The organism is Enterococcus sp. AZ067 (genome assembly GCF_051715005.1).
GTDB lineage: Bacteria > Bacillota > Bacilli > Lactobacillales > Enterococcaceae > Enterococcus_D > Enterococcus_D casseliflavus.
The window spans coordinates 3486695-3509758 of record NZ_JBIOSY010000001.1; the positions used below are offsets into that span (position 1 = coordinate 3486695).

A 23064-nucleotide genomic window follows, 5' to 3' on the forward strand; every position below is an offset into this window, starting at 1 on the left:
ACTCACTAGTTTCATCGTACCATCGAATCGAAAAAAAGCAGAATAGAACGCTTAAAAAAAGAAACGGCCGTGTGGACGTTTCTTTCTTATTCCTTTCGATTTATACTGCTTGTTCCCCTTCTTGGGCTTCTTGCTTGACTAGGCCTGCGTCATAAGAACGAGCGAATGGGAAGTAGATCAAAAAGGCAACGCCTGCACATAAGAAAGCACAAACTGCGGCTTTCCAATCACCTCCACTTCCAATAAATGCGCCGATGCCGATTGGAGAAGGCCATGGCATTTGGGCGATCATCGGTCGAATGATTTCCAATTCGATCGCAAAATAGGCAATCGATGCGGATGCCATCGGTGCTAAGAAAAAGGGAATCGCTAAGAAAGGATTATAAATCAAAGGAATCCCGAAAATCAACGGCTCGTTAATATTGAATAATGCTGGAATGATCGAAGCTTTTCCTAACACTCTTAATTGTTTTGATTTCGCCAGATAAACCAAGAATAAAGCGAGACCTAGCGTTGCCCCTGAACCACCGACGGTCACATACGCATTGTTAAACTCACCAGCTAATGCAAAATTGGCGCCCTCAGCATTGGCTGTCAAATTGCCTAAGGTGATTGGCGTCAATACAGAGAAAATGATATTTGCGCCATGAATCCCTACTAACCATAATGCACTGACTAAAAAGTAAATCACCATCAAACCTAACCAACTGTTGGTCAAATTGGTAACAAACCCAAAAGGTACCGCAATGATTTGGAAAATATCCGTTCCTGCTGCAACCAAAGCCCCATTGATAATAAGGACCGTGAATGCGACGACAAAGGCAGGGATCAATGCTGTAAAGGCACGGGCGACTCCCAATGGTACTTCTTCGGGCATTTTAATGACCCATTTTTTCGTTACACACAAGCGGTACAACTGAACAGCCAACACCGCCATGATAATACCGGTAAATATCCCGGTCGTTCCTAAACGCTCCACCCCGTCGCCACCGATCGCCCAGCCATTGATGATGGCATTTTCTTGATCGGTGATTCGTGACATGCTGCCATCCACGATCATCAATTGTGGGATCGACATGAAAAAGGCAAACATCGATAGTAACGCCCCACTCATAGGCGCAAGATCCAACTCTTCTTCTTCCGCATAGATCTTGGTGTATTCATAGCCGAGAACGATACAAAAATATAATGCCAAAAGTCCCATTGTCGTGCTGTTTGCCAGCATATACAAATCACTGACTCTGAAAAAAGTATTATTGAAGAAATCTTCTAAAAAGGTAAAGGTCTGCGGCAATACATTGATAACTAAAAACATCGAGCCAACGATTGTAAAAGGAATCGAAGCCATCCCAGCAGCCATGATGGCACGTACGATTTTGAACTGTGCCACTTTTCCTAACGGTCCCATGACGGCCGTTTCTAAGAGACCGAACAACTTGCTATTTGATTGTTCCATAATGTAACTACTTCCCTTCAATGAGTTTTTGGTATTCTTTAATATATCCATAATACGTATCTTTTTTGCGACGGATCTTATTGACACGCTGCAAACATAACGCAGCTAACATTAGCCCCACACTAAGCCAGAGTGTAAGAATGCCTCGATTGATCGGCGTATTTTCAAGAAAAGGAAAAACGAATGAAAACAGATGAGAGAAGCAGCAGATGGCGATTAACAGGAGATTCATCGTCAGTTGACAAAGATAAAACAAGCGCGTCCAGCGCAGTTTTCCAGCTATTTGCTCTGAATAGCTGCCATAAAGACGCACGTATTCCCCGATCGCCGAAATGGCCAAAATCAGCAGTGCCAGCGGGAGGATCAAGAGTACGGCATTGCTGACCATCGCTGCTAAGAACCAATAAAGATTTGCAAAGAAAAAGACTGCTAATACATACCTTAGAAATAAAAAGCGGTGAAACCGAAACGTTTTTTCTGCCATTTTTTTCTGCTGTTCTCGATTGGTCATTTGATCCCTTCCTTTCTATCGCTCTCGCTGGTATAACGCCAGCATTTCAATCGCCACTTCTCGCAAAGTCATCGTTGTCATTAGATGATCTTGTGCATGGACCATGATGATCTCCATGTCGATTTTTTCGCCGCTGGCGTATTCTTGTAATAAGCCCGTCTGTGCTTTGTGGGCTTCTACTAGTGCTTCGTTTGCTTGATCCAGTTTTGCTTGTGCTGCTTCAAAAGTTCCTTGACGCATCTCTTGGAATGCTTCATGAACGATCGTCCGAGCATCTCCGCTGCTAAGAATAATTTGAAAGGCTGTCTCTTGTAGTTTTTCTGATTTCATTGTTCTTTCTCCCTTACATGTGCGATAAATGTGTTCCTAGGTGATACCCGATAAAGCATTCCATAAAATGTTCAAAATCACCACTTGTTATGAGTGCATCTTTAAATGACTCATCTTCAATGATCGGTACTAACAGTTGGCTGATTTTGTTCAATTCTACTTGCCCCAATCGATCTGGGGAAAGTAAGAAAATCAGCTGGATCTGGTCATGCTCGTCATCCCATTTTATGCCTTGTTCTAGTATAGCAACGGCCGCATAAGCATCATTGGTGATCGGTTCAATAGGGTGCGCCACCGCCAAATGATCGGAAAAGGCTACTGAGCTATAGGCTTCTCGTAAAGCAAGCTGCTTGCCTAGCGCTTCTTTCACCGCGCGCTTTTCCACGCTTTCGATCCTCGTCAGCAGCTGGTCTAAAACAGCCTCTTTATCGGTCTCTTCGGCGAGCAAAAGAAAAAGTTCTGGGCGAAAACTAGTCTCAATCAGTTCCCGCTCTTTGTCAGACAAGGTCTTCGGTCGCTGTTTCAGAACGCTACGGTACTGTTTTTTCGTTTTATACTGTTTCAATTGGCGATTGATTTTTTGGATATCTTTTTTATCTAAAAAAACACTGACTGTGACGATGGGGATATTTAGAACCACATCTGGTACTTTGATAGATGAAATGATCAAATCAATCCCTGCTAGTTTTTGTTCACTGATTTCGTAATAGCTGATCATCTCTTCAATCACGAGTTTTGAACCAAGTTCGTGTTCCAAACGATTTTTTAACATTTGTGAACTACCGATTCCTGTTGCACAGATCACTAAGACCCGTGCTTTTTGCTGATTCGCTAAGCGTTCCATCGCAGCAGTCAAATGGATCGTCAAGTAGGCGAGCTCTCCTTCAGTCACTTTATAGGGGGCAAAGAAGGGAACATCAGAAAAATGCCGAATCGTTAGCTGAAAAAAGTCGCTGTAATCTTTTTTGATGGTCTCTAACAAAGGATTTTCCATACTCGTACCGTTATTCAATCGTTGCAATAAGGGGGTGATATGCATCATCAGCCCATCTATCAATAAGGGATCTTCGGCTAAGCAAAAGCCCGTTTCTTGATCGATCTTTTGTAAAACGACTAGCAGCTGTTGTTTGACCTCGTTATCGTCTAAATCGATCTGTTCACGAATGGTTTCAGAAACTAGTTTGTTTTTTAAATGAATGGCGATATAGAAAGCCTCTTCCGGTGGCAAGACGATGCCCATCTGTTGGCGGATCTTCTCGACGATCTCTAAAGCTGATTGGTATTCCACTTCCTGCGCTAAGTTTGCCTCTTGCGGATGCAGCTGGATCTCAAAGCCCGCCTGCAGCCGTTTTATTGCTAGACCAATATGAAGGACGATCGTATAGATCATAAAATCAGAAAGTTTCAAAAAATACTTGCGGCATGTATCCAAAACGATGATCACGATTTCCTCGATCGCTATCCCCTCTAATAGATGTTTGTACATGGAGAAGGCATACAGATTGTCTTGCAGGCGATTCATGAAAAAGTAATTCATGATGAAATGCCGTAGACTATTTTCAGATCCTGCAACGTAGATCCCCTGACTGGTTCGATGTTTCAACTCGATCGTATAAGGCTTTAACAATTGCTTGATTTCAACGATGTCGTTGGAAATCGTTGAACGAGAAACACATAGATCCGCCGCCAAGTCATCAACAAAAACAGGCTTTTGCCCAAATAACAATTGATTTAACACAAAATATTGGCGGTCATTGGCTTCATTGATCGTCGTAAGGTCGGCAGCTGTTGGTCTGGTGTTGGTTTTCTCTGTATAAAAACGATCAAAGGAACGCTGGTCGGTGATGATCAGCCGATAGCCCTGCCCTTGCTTGGCACAAATCTGACCAAGCTTATGGTTCTTCAAGATAAGCCCCAACCCTTGAACATACTTGCGCGCAGTCCGATCTGAGACCCCCAGTTGCTTTGCGATCTGTTTACTACTGGTATACGTGTTACGATTTTGGTAAAGCATTTTTAGCATGATGATCTCTTTTTTACTCAACATTTTTCATCAACCTTTTTCATCAACCTATTCTCATGAAGCTTTTTGTTTGAACGACTATTGTATATTTTGCTCCACCACAGCAGCTAATTTTTCAATGCCCATCGGTATCGGCACATAAGCTTGGGGCGGAATATTTACGATGGGTCGTTGGTACTTGATGGCAGCTTTTTCAAGATTCGCAAAGTACATTTTGGTTTGCGGGCTGACTAAGTATAAGTCGTATTCATCTTTGGCGATCGTGGCTGCTCCTTGAGAGGCAGACGTTGCATCTAGTTCAATTTCTTTTCCTCGCTCTTTAAAATATTCCGTCGTTTTTTTGGCAATGACTGATGAAGACATACCGCCTGCACAGATGATTAATGCTTTTTTCATATAGTTTTCCTCCTTAACGATGACACTCTATTTCACTATCTATGTTCAGTAGTTGCTAAATGATGGCGTGGTTCTGACCATTCTTCCGCTGAATAAAAAAGTTGTTCACTGACTTAGCATTGCGATGGGTTGATACTGTCATCATAATAGATAGCGCTTTCTTTTTGAACACAAGGTGTTTCCTTATCGATGCGGAAACAAACTAGATGCGTCTACTTGATTTTACAAGAATTCCCTTCAAAAAATGATCGAAAAAAAAGCTTTACTTGTCTTTTGTCCAAGTAAAGCTTTTTTAATCATACGCTCTTTGATTGTTCCTCTTCAAACTTCCGCCGTTCATTTTCTACATATTTGTATAACGAACCGTAGCGGCTGCGATAGCCTTTCTTCCATGGTTTCTCTTTGCCGCAAAAATGCAGCAGAACGGTATGTTCGATGACCCAATCCAAACTCCATTCCCCTAGGCTGATCGTCTCATACGTACGGTTTTTCCGTACATCATAGTTATAGAGCTGATCAGGAATCGCCAGCACCCGATCGCCGTACAACCCATTCAAAATGTCTTGATCTGGCAAAAAGAGGTTCAAATGATTTTTCTCAATGAACGCTGCGATCTCTGCTTCTTTGACCTCTTGCCGCAGCTGGTGCACATTCATCAGCAAAACGCCTGAATTGTAGTAGCCTTCCGACTCATAATTGCGCAAACGGACTTTATTGATGACTGTTGTTACTTCTGTCAGCTTAGAATGGCTGGCGGCGGCATACAGAAAATCCCCTAACGTCAGCTCATACAAGGGGCGCAAATCATTGATGCACAAAATATCCGCATCCAGATACAGGATTTTTTCCACTTGCTGCGGCAAGTAATTTTGTGCCAATAATCGATAGTAGATCGACTCAGGGTAGCGATCACTGACTGGCGCGGTTTTAAAAATCGAGCCAGAACCGATGATGATGGGATGATAGGTCATCGCCAGCTTTTGACAAAAAGCCTCCAGCTCTGCAGCATGGCTCAATTCTTTTTCTTGTAAGACATAGACATCAAAGGATGCTGCTGTCGTATGACGTTTGATTGAATATAACGTTGTTTTTAATTGTTCACTGAATCGATCATCAATCGCAAAAAGTAGATTCATGCTCTTGTTCACTCCTCTGTTACTGGCTGCGTGCAGGTTTTTGGAAAAAATCGATTGCTGTTGCACGCAGCTTCTGTTCTTCTAGTATACCCGATTTTTGGTCTTTCTTTCAGTGAAACACCCTTGCCAATCGAACCCTTGCTTGGCAGACGCCAAAAAAGCTGTTCCATCCATGGGATGAAACAGCAAAGGATCGCTTATAAATGATTGTGTCTTAAAAACAGATCAGCGGATCGTTGCAAAAGCTTTTGACCACAACAACAATTCATCTAGCATATCATTGACACCCGCAGCCATGTGCTCACCGGGTTTGAAGGTACTAAAATTTTCAAAATCAGTAAATAAGTTGAAGGCTGGGTTGGTCCGCACGGTGGCAACTTTTTGTTCAGCTAATACGTTGCGCAATTGTTCAGCGGCCCGAATCCCACCGCCAGAACCGTAGCTGACGATCCCAGCAGCTTTATCAAACCATTCTTCCCGAGCAGAATCTACGGCATTTTTCAAGGAAGCTGCAAAACCGTGGTTGTATTCTTGCACGATGAAGATATAGCCATCTAATTCAGAAATTTTTTTGTTCCATGCTAGGTTTGGCTCAGCCGTTCCCATAAACGGTAAATCAAATGCCTTTACATCAACGATCTCGAACTGATGCTCTGACTGTTGATTAGCAATTTCTTGAATATATGCTCCGACTTGCGGACTTACGCGTCCTTCTCTTGTACTGCCTAAAATAATACCAAATTTCATGATAGGTTCCTCCTAAGATTGTTTTCGTTTGTTTTTTTAACGATTGGCAAATGTGTCTGCCCAGTCCAATAATTCCGTCAACATGTCGTTCATTCCTGCAGTCATATGCTCGCCAGGGGTAAAGGTGGTAAAGTTTTCAAAATCAGTAAATAAGTTGAAGGCAGGATTGGTGCGCACCGTGGCTACTTTTTGTTCCGCCAAAATCAAGCGAACTTGCTCAGCGGCACGAATCCCTCCTGCCGAACCATAGCTGACGATCGCTGCTGCTTTGTTGAACCATTCCTCGCGAGCGCTGTCCAACGCATTTTTCAAGGAAGCTGATATGCCATGATTGTATTCTTGTACGATGAAGAGGTAGCCGTCTAACTCAGCGATTTTTTCGTTCCACGCTTGGTTCACTTCACCTGTACCCATAAATGGCAAGTCATAGTCTTTGATATCAATGATTTCAAACGAGCGGTCGCTATGCGCGCGTGCTGTTTGTAAAACATAATTGGCTACTTGCGGACTCACGCGGCCTTCTCTCGTACTGCCAACGATGATCCCGATTTTTTGCGCTTTTTTCTTTTCAGGGGTGCGATAGACCTCTTTCATTACTTCTTTTTCAATTATTTGTTCTTTTTTCCCAAATCCAAAGACCATTCTTTTGTACTCCTTTTGTTGTGGTTTCTTTAACGATGGACTCAGCATACCAAACTTACTTTTAGTAAGTCAATCATTCTGCTTACTTTTTGTTAGAAAAAATCTCAGCTGCTTCTTATTGACATTCGTTCGGTACCGAACTATAATCAACTCATCGATATCGTTAGGTACCGAACGATAAACCAAAAGGAGTGTACACCATGAGTACAATGACCGACCACTTAATGAAACAGCTTCGTTTTATCAGCGAAGCCAGCAATGCCTTTATGAGTCAAAACAACCAGCGCCTTTCGGGACAGCAACGTGTCCTGGCCGTTTTAAATTTAGAAGACGGCTTGGTGCAAAGTTATCTTGCAGAAGTCTTAGACCTACGGCCAAGCTCTCTAGCGGAACTATTGAAGAAAATGGAAAATAGTGGCGATATTCATCGCAAAGAAGATGCTGCTGACAAACGGATCAAACGAATCTACCTGACAGAAACTGGAAGAAAAAAAGCGGAAAAATTACTAGCACAAAAAGAAGCCACCAGCAGTCAGTCGTTTTTTGCTGGGCTCTCAGAGGAGGAACAAACCGAATTTGCTCGTCTGCTTGAAAACATCGCCGCTGGGTGGGAGACGGACTTCCAACAGCAGGCACAACGCTTTATTGACCCAATGGATCGTTTGCAAGCCATGCAAGAGATTCGGGAAGAAATGATGAAGCAATGGGACGGAAATTGGCAGGAAATGTCGAATGAGGATCGTCGAAAAATGAGGCAACAAATGAAAGATACTTGGCAAGAAATGGGCGTTGATGAGCGACGCAAAATGAAAAAACAGATCAAGGAAGCCATGCGGCAAATGCCGTTTCCTGGACATCGCGGCATGGTTGGCAATCGACCATTTGAGCCGTTTGGGCCGTTTGGGCCGTTTGGGCCGTTTGATAATAGCGAGGCGAATGATCCACGGTACACATGGGTAAAAGGCAACTTTTTTGATGCCTACGGGTTTGGACAAGACCGCAAAGCAAGACCGACTTCCGCTTCTAAAGACGAAGCAGCCGAGGAGGATTGGCAGGATTTCTAATAACACCTAATTAAAAAGAAAAAGCGGTGAGCCATCTTGCTTGCTGCGGAGGAAAACGAATGGAAACAACGACACCAACAGTGAACAAAAACAAATTTAAAATGAAAGACTTTATCCACCTGATCGTCAGTGTCAATCCTAAGAAAGGCTTGTTTCTTTTAGGGATGCTCTTTAGCCTGATCACAAGTGCCGCCAGTTTGGTCGTGCCGCAGCTGACGAAAACACTGGTCGATGCCAGCGGCACCCCCACGTTCAGCACCTCCATGCTGGTCGTTTTGATCCTAGCCTTTGTGCTGCAATTAGGCGTAGGGACTTTAGGCGGCTTTCTCTTGCGCTATGTGGGAGAAAGTGCTGTGAAAACGTTGCGGGAACGTCTTTGGAAACATCTGCTGCATTTGCCAGTCAGCTATTTTGATGACCACAAGTCGGGGGAAAGCAGTTCGCGACTCGTCAATGATACGTCAGTGATCAAAGAACTAGTCACCTCGCAATTTCCCAGCTTTGTCACTGGCTTGATCCAATTGATCGGTTCGATGGTCATCTTGTTTTTGATGGACTGGAAGATGGCTGCGATCATGTTCAGTGCGGTGCCTTTGATCACCTTGATCATGTGGCCAATCGGCAAGATCATGTCAAAACTGGGACGCCAGTTGCAAGCAGCGACCGCCGATTTCAATGCGGATGCCAGCGAAAAGCTCTCAGAGATCCGTTTGATCAAAGCCAGCAACGGAGAAGCCAGTGAACAAGAAAACGGTCGGCGCAACATTGGGGCAATTTTAACCCTCGGGGTCAAGGATGCGAAAGTCAGTGCGATTTTGCAGCCAATCATGACGACGGCCATGCTGGGCTTACTCGTAGGAATCCTCGGTTATGGCGCGATCCGTGTGCAAGCCGGCACCTTGACGAGCGGCGCATTGATCGCTTTTCTACTGTATCTCTTTAATATTATTGCGCCTGTAACGACGTTTGCGATGTTCTTTTCACAAGTCCAAAAAGCGATGGGTGCTACGGAACGGATCCAAGAAATTTTGGATACGCCGCTAGAACCAATTCAAGCAGCACCCAAAGCCGCCATCGATGGCGCAGTCTTACGGGCAGAACAGATCGATTTCAGTTACGATCCCAAACGGCCGATTTTGCAAAACATTTCTTTTGAAGCCAAACCCAACACCGTGATTGCTTTTGCAGGACCAAGCGGCGGCGGAAAATCCACAATTTTTGCTTTACTGGAACGCTTTTATGAGCCCACCAGCGGGCGCTTGCTGATTGGAGATCAGCCGATAGCTGACATTGATCTGCAAAACTGGCGGGCACAGATCGGCTATGTTTCCCAAGACAGTGCGGTCTTTGCTGGTACGATTCGGGAAAACTTGCAATACGGATTGGGCCGGACGCTGTCAGAGGAGGAATTGTGGCAAGGACTGGCATTGGCTTATGCCGATCAGTTCGTCCAAGAGTTCCCCGAAAAATTAGAAACACAAATCGGTGAACGCGGCGTCAAACTATCTGGTGGTCAAAAACAACGGATCGCCATCGCTCGAGCATTCTTGCGGGATCCCAAGCTGCTGATGCTGGATGAAGCGACTGCCAGCCTAGATTCTCAGTCAGAAGAAAAAGTCCAGCGGGCGTTGGATCATCTGATGGAAGGACGTACGACATTAGTGATCGCTCATCGCTTATCGACCATCGTGGATGCCGACCAAATCTACTTTATAGAAAAAGGCACCATTACCGGTCAAGGTACCCATGCACAATTGATCAACAACCACCCGCTTTATGCTACCTATGTCAATGAACAAATGATCAACTAATCGAAAAAACTGCTTATTGACGGATAAGCAGTTTTTTTCTATTAACCAACGGCTGAATGTTGCTTCTCTTCACGCGTCCCAGGCACTTGATTTACTCGCTGCAATTCTTTCAACACCTGATTTTCTGCCCGCAAAAAATCCCGTTCGCTTTGGGCAGTAGCAAGCTTTCCTTGATAAACTAAGACTTCTTCTTGGTAGGTTTTAGTGGTCTTTTGGACTTCTTCTTCTAACTGATCGATTTTATGGGTCAATTCTTGATTGATCTGTTCATATTTTAGGTAAAGCTTCTGGGCATTTTCGATATTCGTTTGTTCCAAATTCGCTTTGCTGGATACTCGGGTAGCCAAATAAGTAAGTACACCAGTAATGAGTGACGGCAAGACAACTGTTACGATCGATGTATCCATGATCCTCCCCCATTCTTTTCGATACGATTCATATCATCTGTTTCCAGTATAAAAGATACGATTCGTATCGTCAACTGATGTGATATTTTTTATATCAAATAATACAAAAATTGATACAAATTATATCTAACGTGCTATACTACAAAAAAGGAGGCGATCACTCATGCTTGGCGAACGGCTAAGAACACTCAGACTACGTACCAATCAAACCCAACAGCAGATCGCAGATCAGCTGGGAATCACCCGCGCAGCGTATTCTCATTTCGAAAATGATCGTAACGAACCCGATGGCGAGACCATCGTCAAACTCGCGGAGATTTTTCAAGTATCCACCGATTTTTTGTTAGGCAGACAAGTCCCGGCAGGCTTTACGCAGCCCTCTGCAAAAGTTCAAACCGTTGCGGCCCATATTGATGATGACGTCACCGATGAGCAGATGGAAGATATCCTCAGCTATATTGAATTTATAAAACAGCGGCACGCCCAAAAGGAATGATGGAAATGGATAAAGTAGAAGAACTGATGGCCGCCTACCCAGACTTGCACTTTATTTTCGATAAAAATATGCCTGATGGTCAGCAAGGATTGTACATCGATCACCATATTTACTTGAACCCTGACCAATCACAAGAAGACCTCTTGAGCACCATCGGTGAAGAAATCGGTCATTATCTAACCAGTGCTGGCGACATTACCGCCCAAGATACCAACGAAAAACGCAAACAAGAACGCAAAGCCCGCGACATTGGTTCTGCGATCGTGGTCACGCCCTATGATATCATCGCTTGTTTTGAAGAAGGCTGCAAAACATTGGCGGCATGCGCTGATTTTTTAGGGGTTCCCCCACAAACCTTCAAAGACGCGGTCACGTATTATGCCCGCCGTTTTGATGGCATCAAAACCGAAGAAAATTATACCTTGTTTTTTCATATCGACGGCACGATTGAAGTTGTCAAAACCTTTGGCAAACAAAGTTAAGCCTTTTTCACACAAAAACAGACGTTCCTTTCCTGCTGCTAAAGGCAGCGTTGACGGAACGTCTGTTTTTTATCCTTGCATGTTGACCCGCATCAATACACGGTTCGGTCGATAGTTTTCTGAGGATTGATGAACCAATGCACCTTCCTCGAAACGATACAAATTGTATCCATAGCGTTCTTCAAAACGGACCATCCCATCGCCTTCATCTTCCCCGACAAACGACATACTTGCCACAGTATAGTAAGGAATCCCTGCGATCGTTCCCGTAAACGCATGATGGGTATGTCCACTGAGAATACAAGAGATTTGATACTGCTGCAATAATGCCACCAAACGATTGGCACCGGCCCATGCCCGCGTGCTTGCTTGGTCGGGCAACAAATGATGGTGCGTCACAAAAACGATCTTTTTCTCTTTGAGCTGCGCCAGCGTGGCTTGCAGCCATTCAAACTGTCGCTCATCTACGATACCGTCGGCATAGCCATAGCAGGAATTATCGAAAGTCACGATCGCCAATGTCTCCGTTTCATAGACTTGATTAAAAGGTGTATCACTGGCGGTTTCTACTGACTTGCCTTGCCAGCCTTGGCGAAAATGCCGTTTGATATCATGATTACCTAGCGTTACTACGATGGGCACTGAGCCAAAGGCTTTTTCTAAATATTGCTTCAAAGAGGCATAATCGGCAGGCGCGCCATCTTCGGTCAAATCGCCGCTGATCACCACCAAATCGATCGCTGCTCGCGCCTTGGCATCTTGGATACACTCTTCAAGAGGAATCAAAGGATTTTGCATGGCTGCCAGCATTCCTTGATACCCTTCTTCACAAGGCAGGTAACTTTCTCGAAAATGGATATCTGATATATGCAATACATTCATAGGTTTATCTCAATTTCTTTCTGATGATTCCAGTCAACTGGTCTAATAAGAAGACGGTCACAACGACGCCCAACAAAATAATACTTACCTTGCTCCAGGTTCTGGTTTGAATAGCAAAAATCAATGGTGCACCGATCCCGCCAGCACCGACTAACCCTAACGTTGCCGCACTGCGGACCGCAATTTCAAAATGATTCAGTGCAAAGGAACTATAGATAGGCGCTAAGTAAGGGACCCGCACGAAAAACATCGTCTGCCAAAAGTTGGCACCGACGGCTTGCATCTCTTCCGTCAAGCGCTCATCCATGGCTTCCATTTCTTCGGTGAACAACTTGCCCAGCATACCGATCTGGTGGACACCGATCGCCATAACTCCAGCAAAAGGTCCTGGACCTACCACACGGACAAAAATAATCGCATAAACCAGCTCGGGAAATGCCCGCAAGATATTGCAGATCATTTTGCCGATTTTTGCGACCCAGGGTGTCGAGGTCCAAAGGTTGGCGGCACTCAGCAAGGTCACTGGAATCGCGCAGACTGTTGCGATCATCGTTCCTAGACAAGCGATCCCGATCGTCAGTAACAACAAGCTCCACAGATCTTCCCCACTGCCGTCATAAAAGAAGGACCAGTCTGGCTGACTCAGCCCTTGCAAGACATCTCTTCCCATCGCTAAGGAAAAGGTGCTTAATCCAGAATAATCCAGTGTCGCAGCGGATAAAACTAGTAAAACAGCAAAGAGTCCCCATAACAGCCAAGTCGTTTTCTTCACTTCTCTGATCATCATAGGAAAGACCTCCTTACCCGCTCACTGAGAAAATCAACGATCGCTACCGTCAGCAAAATCGTCAAGATAATGATCGAGACCCGCTCATAATTCAACAATGCCAATGAGGCGTTCAAGATGACCCCGATCCCGCCGGCACCCACATACCCTAACACCGTCGAAGCTCGAACATTGACTTCAAAGGCATAAAAAGTATAGCTGGCAAACTGGCTGATGACTTGGGGAATGATCGCCCAAACGGTCACTTGAAATTTATTCGCTCCTACCGCCGCTGCTGCTTCAATCGGCGCAAAATCAATGGTTTCGATCGCTTGGAACATCAGCTGTGAAACCATACCAAAGGTAAAGACCGCGATGGTCAAAACACCAGTGGCTTCCCCGATCCCAAAAATCGCTACGAACAATGCCGCCAACAATAGATTGGGGATCGTCCGCACCAGCCCTAAGAGAAAACGCATTGGCACCGAGACCCAACGGCTTTCTGTCACGACTGTTGTCGCCAACAGACTCACCGGTATCGCTGCGACTACTCCTAAAACGGTGCCTAAAAAGGACATCTGCAATGTCTTGATCAAGGGCATCATCAGTTGCGGTAGATAACTAAAGTCTGGGTGCAAAAAGCGAGCCATGAAAGCCGTCATCTGGCTGCGATTCGACCACACTTGTGCAAAATCAGCCCCTGTGATCCAGGCACTGCTTTGAAAAAAGAGCAGCAATAAAAGAACCAGCAGCAGGTGTTTGTACCAATTAAAATGAACTGTTTCTTTCAGTTTCATCGATTTCTCCTGCCTTTTCTTCAAAAATTGCTTTGCCATAGATTTGTTCTAAACGCTGATCTGTCAAAGCGGCTGCGTTGCCGTCAAAAACGATCGCACCTGCTTTTAAGGCAATGATCCTTGTCGCATACTGACGAGCCAAGGGAATCGAATGCAGATTGATGACAATCGTTTTGCCCATTTCTTGATTGATCTTCTTCAGATCCTCCATCACTTTCTCTGTAGTGATGGGATCTAGTGATGCCACAGGTTCATCTGCTAAAATCACCGGCGCTTGTTGGACCAAGGCACGGGCGATGGATACCCGCTGCTGTTGCCCACCACTCAACTGGTCGCTTCTCGTTTGCAGTTTGTCTGACAAGCCGACCGTCGCTAGCGCTTCTTTCGTTCTTTCGTAGTCTTCTTTCGTAAACAACCCTAAAATACTTTTCCAGGTCCCGTAATACCCCAAACGCCCAGACAAAACATTTTTTTGAACGGTACTGCGTTTGACCAAATTGAAGCTTTGCGAGATCAATCCGATTTGTCGACGAATCAAGCGCAATTCTTTTTTATTGGCTTTCGTGACTGATTTGCCGTCTACTCGGATATCTCCTTCAGTGATTGGTACTAAGCGATTGATCGAGCGCAAAAAGGTACTCTTACCAGCACCGCTCAAGCCAATGATGGCCACAAATTCACCTTGCTCAATCGTTACATCTATGTTCTGTAATCCTTTGACCCCATTCGGGTAGACTTTGGATACATTCTCAAAAGTTATCATCTGTTTTCTCCATTATGTAGGGACCGCGGCAAAGTTTCCCCAATCGGTCACGGTCTATCTCACTAAAAAATGCACTGATACTGCGTATTCCACCTATTCCCCTAGTAAATCGCTGCACATCTCCGTGTCCCGTTATCCTTCTACCGCAATCCCTGATTTTTTACTCTGCTGCTCGTTGTGTATAATCGCGAATGGTATCGTAAGCAGAATCTGCTGCTTCTTCATACCCTTGGTGTCCCCACAAGCTCATTGCTTCGGCGCCCTCTTCATCATCTGCCATGTTCAAGAATACTTCTTTGATCTGCTCTTTTAGTTCAGCATCCATTGATGGTTGGACGGCAATGGCGTCATTTGGAATATCCCCTTCAGTCAAGTAAAGGACTTTTAGGTCTTTGAATAAATCGTTGTCTGGAAAGCTTGATGCAAAGACATTTCGTGCCCCTTGGAACACAAAGGCGGCATCCATCTGACCATTCAAGACTGCAGTGATTTCACTTGGAATATCATTCACGGTCGTTAATGTAGCATCCGTCGTTGGATCAACTCCTGCATCTTTCAACTCGGCAACTGGGTAAATATAGCCGCTGGCAGAGTTTGGACTCAATGTGGCGATTTTTTTCCCTTTTAAGTCCGTCAATTCTGTCATGTCACTATCCGCACGGACCAAGATTTCCCCTTTGAAGGTATTGGTTTTTTCCCCTTCTAATGGCAAGCCCGTCTCTGGATCATAAGCACCTAATTGAGAAGTCAAAATCGCTTCAGCTGCATCCATGTCTTTGGCTTGAACATAAGCGGCTGGCGGCATGATCCCTAAATCAACTTGTCCAGAAGCCATCGCTTCTACGATCGTCGAATAATCCGTTGCTAACGTTACTTCTACTTCACGGTCTAATTTTTTTGATAAATACTCAGCAAACGGTTTTGCTTTGGCTTGCATCGAGCCGTCATTATTGGTCGGTACGAATTGTACCACCAGCTTTTCTTTTTCGGCTGCGGCACTGCTGTCGCTGCTGCTGCTCCCATTCCCACAGCCGGTCAATGCGGCAACTAACGCAATTCCTAACATTCCTTTAACAATTCGTTTCAATGGCATTTTTTCTCCTCCTAATGGTTTGAAGCTTTCTTACATTCAAATCATACCAAGTATCCCGTCAAAATGAAGTGACACATGTCCTATTTTACCTTATTTTTACATACAATTTACATTAGATTTTATTTATCGTTCGTGTTGAGTCAAAAGGGGAACTAAGCTATACTTAAAGAAAACCATTCAGGAGTGGCTGATTTCCATGAAAAAAATCGATGATACCGCACGCCTCAGTAATTACATTGACACATACGATCTGCAATCTTATATGGACAATGATTTGTTAGCGATGGCCACTTTGCATTCCTTTGAAAAAGAAGAGCACCTGATTCGAACGGGCACGCCTTCTGAATACTTGTATTTTCTCGTGGAAGGAACCGTGATGGTCTATTCCTTCTCTTCGGATACCCAAACGATTTGTATTGATTACGCCAAGCCGGCTGCACCTTTAGGGGAAGCTTCCTCTTTATGGGAACTCTTGCCGAAAAGCAGTGTCAAAGCCGCTTCTGCTTGCGTCTGCGTCTGCATCCCTTTGAATCGCTACCGTAGCACCTTGCAACAAGACGTCCGCTTTTTGCAAACCATCTGTCAGTTGCTCAGTTCCCGCTTGAATTCGGGGATCAACTTGGCGAATTCATTGACGGAACCTGTGGAGACACGGTTGGCCAAATTTATTCTAGCCCATCAAGAAAACCAACACTTTTCCTTTCAGTTGACCACCTGTGCCGCGATCTTGAATGTCAGCTATCGCCACCTGCTGCGAACCTTTACCAGCTTTCGTGAAGACAAGCTGATTGAAAAACAAAAACAAGGCTATACGATTCTCGATTTCCCCGCTTTAGAGTCACTAGCCGAAAATTTAAGCCATGTGTAAGGAGCAGTCCCGAATAATGTTCGGGTTTTCCCTTAGCACTCGTTTCGGACGTTGGTCTTGCTCTTATCTAGCGCTGTGACAAGCGTTTGCCACCAAATAAGGCAAGCGAGAAGGGCAACTGCGCCTTATTTTCTTACAAAAAACCCGATCCTTGCTGATATTCAGTCGAGGATCGGGTTTCTTTTGCTTATTTTACGATGGCTAAGAAGTCTTCTCCTTGCAAGACATCGGTTTGGTTCATATCCATCACATCTAAATATTGCGGGGTGTTCGTCACGACGATCGGTGTGATCGTGGATAAGCCAGCTGCTTTGATCGTATCTAGATCAAACTTCACTAACAAATCGCCGCGTTTGACTTGATCGTCTTGTTTAACAAAGACCTCAAAGCCTTTGCCGTCTAGCTCCACAGTATCCATACCAATATGCATCAGAACTTCGGCTCCATCCGTGGTGGTCAAACCAACGGCATGGCCAGTAGGAAAGAGCGTCGTGATGGTGCCATCTGCTGGCGCATATAAAGCCCCGACGGTCGGTTCGATAGCGATACCTTTTCCTAATGCACCAGAAGAAAAGACTTGGTCTTTGACTTCTGCTAAGGGAACCACTTTGCCTTCTAACGGACTACTGAGGATCACTCGTTCTTTAGACGAACTCTCTGTAGGTACTGCTGGCTCTTTTGCTGGTGCTGCACTGGCATCAGTTGCTGGCTGATCTTCAAAACGTAAGAAGAAGGTCAAGACAAACGCTGCGCCAAAAGCGATAGCCGTGCCGATCGAAGCTGCGATCAGACCACTTAAATCTTTCGTATCTTGTGGGATAAAGGACGGCAGACTTAGTAAGCTGACTAACCCAAAGGTATAGTTTTCGACTTGGCTGAAGCCAATAAAGGCACCACCGAGGGCACCACTGATACACGCGGCGATAAATGGTTTTTTCAATGGCAAAGTCACCCCGTACACCGTCGGTTCTGTGATCCCAAAAATTGAGGTGATCGTTGAAGAAAGGGCCAAGCCTTTCAATTTCACATTTTTTGTCATAAAGAACACTGCTAGCGCTGCACCCCCTTGAGAAAGGACAGCTGGCAATAGCATTGGTACCATGGTATCGACACCAGTTTGGCTGAGATTCAACATGATGATCGGTACAAAGCCCCAGTGCATGCCAAACATCACAAAGACTTGCCATAAACCACCCATGACAGCGCCAGCGATCAGTGGGCTGAAGTGGTAAATGCTGTCATAGGCACTACCTAACAAGTTTCCTAAAATCGTTCCTAGTGGACCGACGACAATAAAGGTCAATGGCGCCATGATCAAGAAGACCGCTAAAGGCACACAGATGATCTGTAAGAAGCTAGGAATGACTTTTTTAAAGAAACGCTCCACATAGCTTTGTAAAAAGACCGCTAAAATAATCGGAATGACGGAAGACGTATAAGCACTCGCACCAATAATGACCGGAAGGCCTAAGAAACTCAACGTTTGCCCAGCCAAAGCGGTGATGTCTGGATGAACCAACGCCATCGCTAAGGAAACCGCTAGAAATTCATTGGTACGAAACTTCTTCGCTGCAGTAAAAGCCAACATCACTGGTAAATAGGTAAATAACCCATCGGCAATCGCATACAATACGGTGTAGACCCCAGACTCAGCCGCTAACCAATTCAAGGTGACTGCCAGCGTCAAGAATCCTTTTAAGACCCCGGCACCTGCCATTGCGCCTAAAAATGGCGTAAAGATCGACGAAATAATATCCACCAGTTGATTCAACAAATTGCCTTTGTCGCCTTTGCTGTCTGCTTCGCCATCAAAGTTCGCTACTCCATTCAATTCACGGTAAACGTCACTGACATGACTGCCGATCACCACTTGGTATTGTCCGCCGCTTTGAACGACTTGGATCACATCGTCGTCTTGATTCAAGCGTGCCGTATCCGCTTTGTTCTCATCTTTTAATTTGAAACGCAAGCGGGTCGCACAATGCACCACGCTGTTGACATTTTCTTTGCCGCCCACCGCATCAAGGACGCGAACTGCAATATCTTTATTTGAACTCATTTTTTCAACACTCCTTTTTTTAATAAAAAAACCCAGATTGAAAAAACGACCGTCTAACGAGTTTTTTCCTCGCTGACTGTTGTCTTTTCAATCTGGGTATTGCCTGCCTGACAGTAACAATCCGTTAATGATTGAATGTTAATTGGTTTGATCATTGACGACACGTTCGATGTGGATCGTTAAGTAGATCATTTCTGATTCACCGATCGATTTGTCGTAGGTTTTGATCAAGTACTCGTTGATCCGTTGGACCGTTTGAAACGCTTTAGGGTACTTCGATTGCACAAGGGCAAATAAAAATTCATCTTTTTCCCCCGAAAGTTCATCGCTTAAATAACGCTGCGCAAAATACTGCAAATGCGTGGTGATCCGTTGATAATTCAAGGAATCTGGGTTAAAGACTCGTCCATAAAAGCGACTGATGATCGCCAGTACGTCACGTACGATTTCTACCGCTTGCATCGTGGTTTCCATCGTGCCATTGGCTTGTTCGCTATTGACGATATGAAAGGCGATAAAGCCGATCTCCGATTCTGGCAATGTAATCCCGAAGACTTTTTCAAAATAAGCAACGGCATCTGCTGCAACCGCATACTCTTTCGGATAAAATTTGCGGGTCTCAAACAACAATGGATTCGGCAGCTCAATGCCTTCACGTGCCCGAACCAGCGCATAATGGATATGGTCGGTCAGGGTCAAATAAATATTTGGCGACAGCTCGATCCCCAAGGATGCTTCTGCATCATCCACCACTTGCTTGACGGCTTCGACTTCTTCCACAGGAATGTCTGAAAACAATTGCTGAAACTGATTTGCAGTAAAGGTATCCTTTAACACAAATTCTTTTTCGACAAAGGCTTCATCCACTGGATCGCCGACTTTTTTCTTAAACGCAATGCCGCGACCCATATAGATCACTTCCTGACCGGCATCATTGGTCGAGATGACGACATTATTATTTAAAATTTTTCCAATAATCATCGCTTTCCCTCACTCCAAAATAAAAAAACCTAGAATCTCCCCGTTAGCGCGCTGCGGTCAATTCTGGTTTTGCCTGCCGAACAGTAACAATCCTTGTAACTGAAAGAATAATAACACACCCCTGTGGCAGATGCAACCCTTTTCAAACAAAATTTCTACAACGGGTTTTTCCTTTGTTATACCATTGAAGGGTTCTCCTTGCAACATCCTTCACTACCTAAAATATTTTGTTTTTTAATAAAAAAAGGAACGGCCCAGCTGCAGCCATTCCTGATGCATCAGAGTTGCTTTCTTTGCTGTCCCATGCGCCGCTCTTTCATCGCCGTCCCTAACGTACCATAGGTGAAGACCGCGATCCCCAGCCAAATAAACGCAAAGGCGGAAAATTGGGCCAGTGAATAGGTTTCGTGAAACAAAAAGATGGCTAACAAAAGCATGATCGTCGGGTTGACGTATTGAATAAACCCAAGCGTAATGTAAGAAACATTTTTCGCGGCTTCCGCAAACAGCAGCAGCGGAATAGCCGTCACGATCCCAGCACCCATCAATAAGAGATTGGTTTGCAAGGGATAATTCATAAAGCCGACGGTTGAAAATCCTAAAATATACACGAGGGCAAAGGGGAAAATCACCATCGTTTCGATCGTTAACCCAGTAACCGAACTAATGGGGATCCTTTTTTTGATCAAGCCATACGTACTAAAGGAAAAGGCCATGATCAGTGAGGCATAAGGAATCGTTCCTGTTTGGATCGATAATAAGATCACCCCGATACTTGCCAGCAGACACGCCAGCATGCCAGTACGACTAAGACGTTCCTTCAAAAAAACGGTCGCTAACAAGACATTGACTAGCGGATTGATGTAATAGCCTAAGCTGGCTTGCATCACGTGGCCCGCACTCACCGCGAAGATAAAGGTGAACCAGTTGATGGAGATCAGCACAGAAGCTAAAACGATCAGTCCAGCAAATGCTTTGTTCTTCCACAGCAGACGCGCTTCTTGTAAAAATTGCGTTTTCTTCCCAGAAAGCACGATAAACAACACCATAAAAACAAAGGACCACACGATTCGGTAGCACATCGTTGCTAATGGCGAAACCCCAACGATTATTTTCCAATATAGTGTGACCAAGCCCCACAAGACATAGGCAGACAATCCAAAATAAACGCCTTTATTCTTCATTTTCTCCCTGATTTTTTTCCATTAAAGCAAGCCTTTAATGAAAAAAAATACTCCTCCTAAACCATAAGTTATCTTATTATATCGAATTTTTTGGTTTTTCATAGAGTTTCATGAAATAAATCAAGAAAAGCACCCTTCAAAGAAAGGTGCCCCTCTTTATTCCAGTGGTTCTTCTGCCCCTTCTAGCCAAACGGCTTCTGGCTTCTGATCACGAATCAAGAATAGCCCCGTTGCAAACAGCAGTCCAGAAGCGATCGTCATCAATAAGAAAGAAACATTCATCCCATGAAGCAGTGCACTTGTTCCTGTTAAGGTCGTGCTTTTTTGCGCCACACTATTCATGATCCCGACAAATAATGCTGTCCCGATGGCGCCTGCCACCGTTCGCAAAGAAGTCAATAACGCTGTTCCATGCGCCGTCAGCTGCGGCGGAATATTTTTATTTCCCCATGTCACGAAGGGCATCAACAAACAGCCTGTAGCGGCACAACGCAACATGTTCAAGACCACTGCTACCCAAATGCCCGTGTGCATATGGATGAAGTACATGCCAATGTTGCTCAAGACCAGTGAGCCGCCGCCGAAAATCGTCAACAGCCGGATGCCGACTTTGTCATAGATTCGTCCAGCCACGGGACTTAAAAAAGCCGAGACCAGGGAACCTGGCAAAACGACTAATCCTGAGATCGTCGCTGATTTGCCTAAAATCGACTGCACGTAAAGCGGCATCAGCATCGCCGAACCCATCAAGACCAAGTAAAGCATGATACTGCCAAAGACACTGATGGCATACTCTTTTGTTTTTAAGACCCGCAGATCCAAAAATGGAGTTTCCGCTCTTAACTGACGGAAGACAAAGAAGATCCCTGCTACCAAACCGAGCCCTAAGGTTCCTAAAACGGGGAAGCTGAGAAAGCCATAGCTGCCGATATTGCCAAAGCCTAAAGTAATCCCACCAAAGGCGAAGGCACTCAAAACAAAAGAGGTCTGATCAAATTTGCTGTTGCTTACTGGCAACACATCATCAAAAACCTTTATGGCCCAAATCAGTGAAATCAAAACAATCACGGCAACGATATAAAAAATCGCATGCCAGTTCAAGCGGTCCACGATCACCCCAGCAAGAGTCGGTGCGATCACGGGTGCCGCGGTGATCGATAGTCCATACCAGCCCATCACGACACCAATGCGATTGATCGGATAGATCGATAAGAGAATCACTTGCGCCATTGCGGTCAAGATTCCATTGCCTACGGCCTGCAAAATACGAGCAAGCATCATGACTAGAAAATTGGGCGCTGCAGCACAAAGCAGCAAGCCCACCAACGCAATTCCTAAGGCAGCGAGATACAGCTTTTTGGTTGGCACACGATTCATAAGATATGCCGTCAAGGGCATAACGATCGCCATCGCCAAGGAATAACCGCTAGTCAGCCATTGTCCCGTAGTGACGGAAATCTGCAGGTCAGTGACGATGGCGGGTAAAGCCGTCGTCAAGGCGGTCGCCAACATGGATACGGCAATACATGTAATCATTAAATTAATAAAAATCAGCGTCCGCTGACGTTCCGTTCGTTGGACTGTTTCACTCAATCAACGTGCGCCTCCTTCTCAAGATAAAACTGTTCGATTTTTGCTAAGGCTTGACCAAAGGCTTGTTTTTCTTCTGCCGTCAAATAGGTCAGCATTTCTTGGTGCGCCTTACTGCGTTTTTCTTTCATTCGCTGTGCCTCTTTTTTGCCCGCTTCCGTCAGCGAAATCAGATGGCTGCGTTTATCTTTCGGATCGACTTCTTTTTGGATCAGCCCTTTTTCAGCCAGTTTTTTTAGTAGTTCGCCAGTGGATGTCGAGCGAATCGCTAAATACGCGGCGAGATCTTTTTGGGTCAACGTCCCTTTTTCGTCCAATACCAGTAGGCAATTGAACTGTCCCCGACCTGGCATAAAACGCCCATATTTTTGTTCCGCATACCGCCGATTTAATTTATACACTTCAAACAATCGTTCCACGATTTCTTGTTCGGAAACCATCGACCTTCAGCTCCTTTCGCCTCTTCACTATTTAGATAGGTACCTAGTTAAAAGTCCGCTCTCCATTTTACATAGGTACCTATCTATTGTCAAGAAAGGATTAACAATGCGAGCGGGTACAGCAACCAAAAACAAAAAAA

24 protein-coding genes are annotated in these 23064 nt (G+C 44.9%); 5 read left to right on the forward strand and 19 right to left on the reverse strand.

The features are described from left to right. Positions 1–100 precede the first annotated feature (100 nt). The 8 genes from celB to IGI82_RS16615 all read right to left on the reverse strand — a co-directional run bounded on the left by celB (position 101) and on the right by IGI82_RS16615 (position 7241). Complete coding sequence (gene celB, locus IGI82_RS16580) at positions 101–1456, reverse strand: PTS cellobiose transporter subunit IIC (protein ID WP_438842513.1); 1356 nt, start codon at positions 1454–1456, stop codon at positions 101–103. 7 nt (positions 1457–1463) lie between these two features. Next, positions 1464–1967, reverse strand: a complete 504-nt coding sequence (locus tag IGI82_RS16585; protein WP_015510512.1) for a hypothetical protein — start codon at positions 1965–1967, stop codon at positions 1464–1466. Positions 1968–1982: 15 nt separating this feature from the next. After that, complete coding sequence (locus IGI82_RS16590) at positions 1983–2297, reverse strand: PTS cellobiose transporter subunit IIA (protein WP_015510513.1); 315 nt, start codon at positions 2295–2297, stop codon at positions 1983–1985. Between the two features lie 13 nt (positions 2298–2310). After that, positions 2311–4344: a BglG family transcription antiterminator gene (locus tag IGI82_RS16595; protein WP_438842514.1), complete on the reverse strand. Its 2034-nt coding sequence runs from the start codon at positions 4342–4344 to the stop codon at positions 2311–2313. A gap of 54 nt (positions 4345–4398) precedes the next feature. Further along, on the reverse strand, positions 4399–4716 hold the full coding sequence (locus IGI82_RS16600) for a PTS cellobiose transporter subunit IIB (RefSeq protein ID WP_015510515.1): 318 nt from the start codon (positions 4714–4716) through the stop codon (positions 4399–4401). Between the two features lie 296 nt (positions 4717–5012). Then, on the reverse strand, positions 5013–5852 hold the full coding sequence (locus IGI82_RS16605) for a glycosyltransferase family 8 protein (RefSeq protein ID WP_438842515.1): 840 nt from the start codon (positions 5850–5852) through the stop codon (positions 5013–5015). A gap of 225 nt (positions 5853–6077) precedes the next feature. Beyond that, positions 6078–6599 (reverse strand): NADPH-dependent FMN reductase, encoded by a 522-nt coding sequence (locus IGI82_RS16610; RefSeq protein ID WP_421757854.1) that lies wholly within the window; start codon positions 6597–6599, stop codon positions 6078–6080. 36 nt (positions 6600–6635) lie between these two features. Continuing rightward, positions 6636–7241 carry an NADPH-dependent FMN reductase gene (locus IGI82_RS16615; protein ID WP_413129604.1) on the reverse strand — a complete coding sequence of 202 codons (606 nt, stop codon included), beginning with the start codon at positions 7239–7241 and terminating at the stop codon, positions 6636–6638. Between the two features lie 200 nt (positions 7242–7441). On the opposite strand from IGI82_RS16615, the gene IGI82_RS16620 reads away from it, so the two are divergent. Both IGI82_RS16620 and IGI82_RS16625 read left to right on the forward strand, forming a co-directional pair. Further along, positions 7442–8305, forward strand: a complete 864-nt coding sequence (locus IGI82_RS16620) for a MarR family transcriptional regulator (protein WP_438842516.1) — start codon at positions 7442–7444, stop codon at positions 8303–8305. A 59-nt stretch (positions 8306–8364) separates the two neighbouring features. Next, a complete protein-coding gene (locus IGI82_RS16625) occupies positions 8365–10116 on the forward strand; it encodes an ABC transporter ATP-binding protein (RefSeq protein ID WP_438842517.1) in 1752 nt (583 codons plus the stop codon). Between the two features lie 41 nt (positions 10117–10157). On the opposite strand, the gene IGI82_RS16630 is transcribed toward IGI82_RS16625, so the two are convergent. After that, on the reverse strand, positions 10158–10523 hold the full coding sequence (locus tag IGI82_RS16630; RefSeq protein ID WP_074934163.1) for a hypothetical protein: 366 nt from the start codon (positions 10521–10523) through the stop codon (positions 10158–10160). Between the two features lie 163 nt (positions 10524–10686). Between IGI82_RS16630 and IGI82_RS16635 the strand changes: the two genes are divergently transcribed. Both IGI82_RS16635 and IGI82_RS16640 read left to right on the forward strand, forming a co-directional pair. Continuing rightward, positions 10687–11019: a helix-turn-helix domain-containing protein gene (locus IGI82_RS16635; RefSeq protein ID WP_015510522.1), complete on the forward strand. Its 333-nt coding sequence runs from the start codon at positions 10687–10689 to the stop codon at positions 11017–11019. 5 nt (positions 11020–11024) lie between these two features. Then, complete coding sequence (locus tag IGI82_RS16640) at positions 11025–11501, forward strand: ImmA/IrrE family metallo-endopeptidase (RefSeq protein ID WP_438842518.1); 477 nt, start codon at positions 11025–11027, stop codon at positions 11499–11501. 69 nt (positions 11502–11570) lie between these two features. Here IGI82_RS16640 and IGI82_RS16645 read toward each other — a convergent pair whose 3' ends face one another. The 5 genes from IGI82_RS16645 to IGI82_RS16665 all read right to left on the reverse strand — a co-directional run bounded on the left by IGI82_RS16645 (position 11571) and on the right by IGI82_RS16665 (position 15802). Beyond that, the gene (locus IGI82_RS16645; protein WP_115232911.1) at positions 11571–12383 is read right to left on the reverse strand and encodes a metallophosphoesterase family protein; all 813 of its coding nucleotides are present in this window, start codon (positions 12381–12383) and stop codon (positions 11571–11573) included. 4 nt (positions 12384–12387) lie between these two features. Beyond that, on the reverse strand, positions 12388–13170 hold the full coding sequence (phnE, locus tag IGI82_RS16650) for a phosphonate ABC transporter, permease protein PhnE (protein WP_010748972.1): 783 nt from the start codon (positions 13168–13170) through the stop codon (positions 12388–12390). Beyond that, entirely contained in the window at positions 13167–13946 is a 780-nt protein-coding gene (gene phnE, locus IGI82_RS16655) for a phosphonate ABC transporter, permease protein PhnE (RefSeq protein ID WP_010748971.1), read from the reverse strand. Before phnE (IGI82_RS16655) ends, phnE (IGI82_RS16650) begins: the two co-directional genes overlap by 4 nt. Further along, positions 13918–14709: a phosphonate ABC transporter ATP-binding protein gene (gene phnC, locus IGI82_RS16660; RefSeq protein WP_005230661.1), complete on the reverse strand. Its 792-nt coding sequence runs from the start codon at positions 14707–14709 to the stop codon at positions 13918–13920. Before phnC ends, phnE (IGI82_RS16655) begins: the two co-directional genes overlap by 29 nt. 160 nt (positions 14710–14869) lie before the next feature. Next, positions 14870–15802 (reverse strand): phosphate/phosphite/phosphonate ABC transporter substrate-binding protein, encoded by a 933-nt coding sequence (locus IGI82_RS16665; protein ID WP_005230658.1) that lies wholly within the window; start codon positions 15800–15802, stop codon positions 14870–14872. Between the two features lie 196 nt (positions 15803–15998). Between IGI82_RS16665 and IGI82_RS16670 the strand changes: the two genes are divergently transcribed. After that, entirely contained in the window at positions 15999–16670 is a 672-nt protein-coding gene (locus tag IGI82_RS16670; RefSeq protein WP_115232914.1) for a cyclic nucleotide-binding domain-containing protein, read from the forward strand. Positions 16671–16857: 187 nt separating this feature from the next. Here IGI82_RS16670 and IGI82_RS16675 read toward each other — a convergent pair whose 3' ends face one another. The 5 genes from IGI82_RS16675 to IGI82_RS16695 all read right to left on the reverse strand — a co-directional run bounded on the left by IGI82_RS16675 (position 16858) and on the right by IGI82_RS16695 (position 22924). After that, positions 16858–18729: a beta-glucoside-specific PTS transporter subunit IIABC gene (locus IGI82_RS16675; protein ID WP_115232915.1), complete on the reverse strand. Its 1872-nt coding sequence runs from the start codon at positions 18727–18729 to the stop codon at positions 16858–16860. 138 nt (positions 18730–18867) lie between these two features. Beyond that, the gene (gene licT / locus IGI82_RS16680) at positions 18868–19710 is read right to left on the reverse strand and encodes a BglG family transcription antiterminator LicT (RefSeq protein ID WP_016608476.1); all 843 of its coding nucleotides are present in this window, start codon (positions 19708–19710) and stop codon (positions 18868–18870) included. Between the two features lie 278 nt (positions 19711–19988). After that, entirely contained in the window at positions 19989–20894 is a 906-nt protein-coding gene (gene rarD / locus IGI82_RS16685) for an EamA family transporter RarD (protein ID WP_005230654.1), read from the reverse strand. 156 nt (positions 20895–21050) lie between these two features. Continuing rightward, positions 21051–22487: an MDR family MFS transporter gene (locus tag IGI82_RS16690; RefSeq protein WP_438842519.1), complete on the reverse strand. Its 1437-nt coding sequence runs from the start codon at positions 22485–22487 to the stop codon at positions 21051–21053. Then, positions 22484–22924, reverse strand: a complete 441-nt coding sequence (locus IGI82_RS16695) for a MarR family winged helix-turn-helix transcriptional regulator (RefSeq protein ID WP_438842520.1) — start codon at positions 22922–22924, stop codon at positions 22484–22486. Before IGI82_RS16695 ends, IGI82_RS16690 begins: the two co-directional genes overlap by 4 nt. Positions 22925–23064 lie beyond the last annotated feature (140 nt).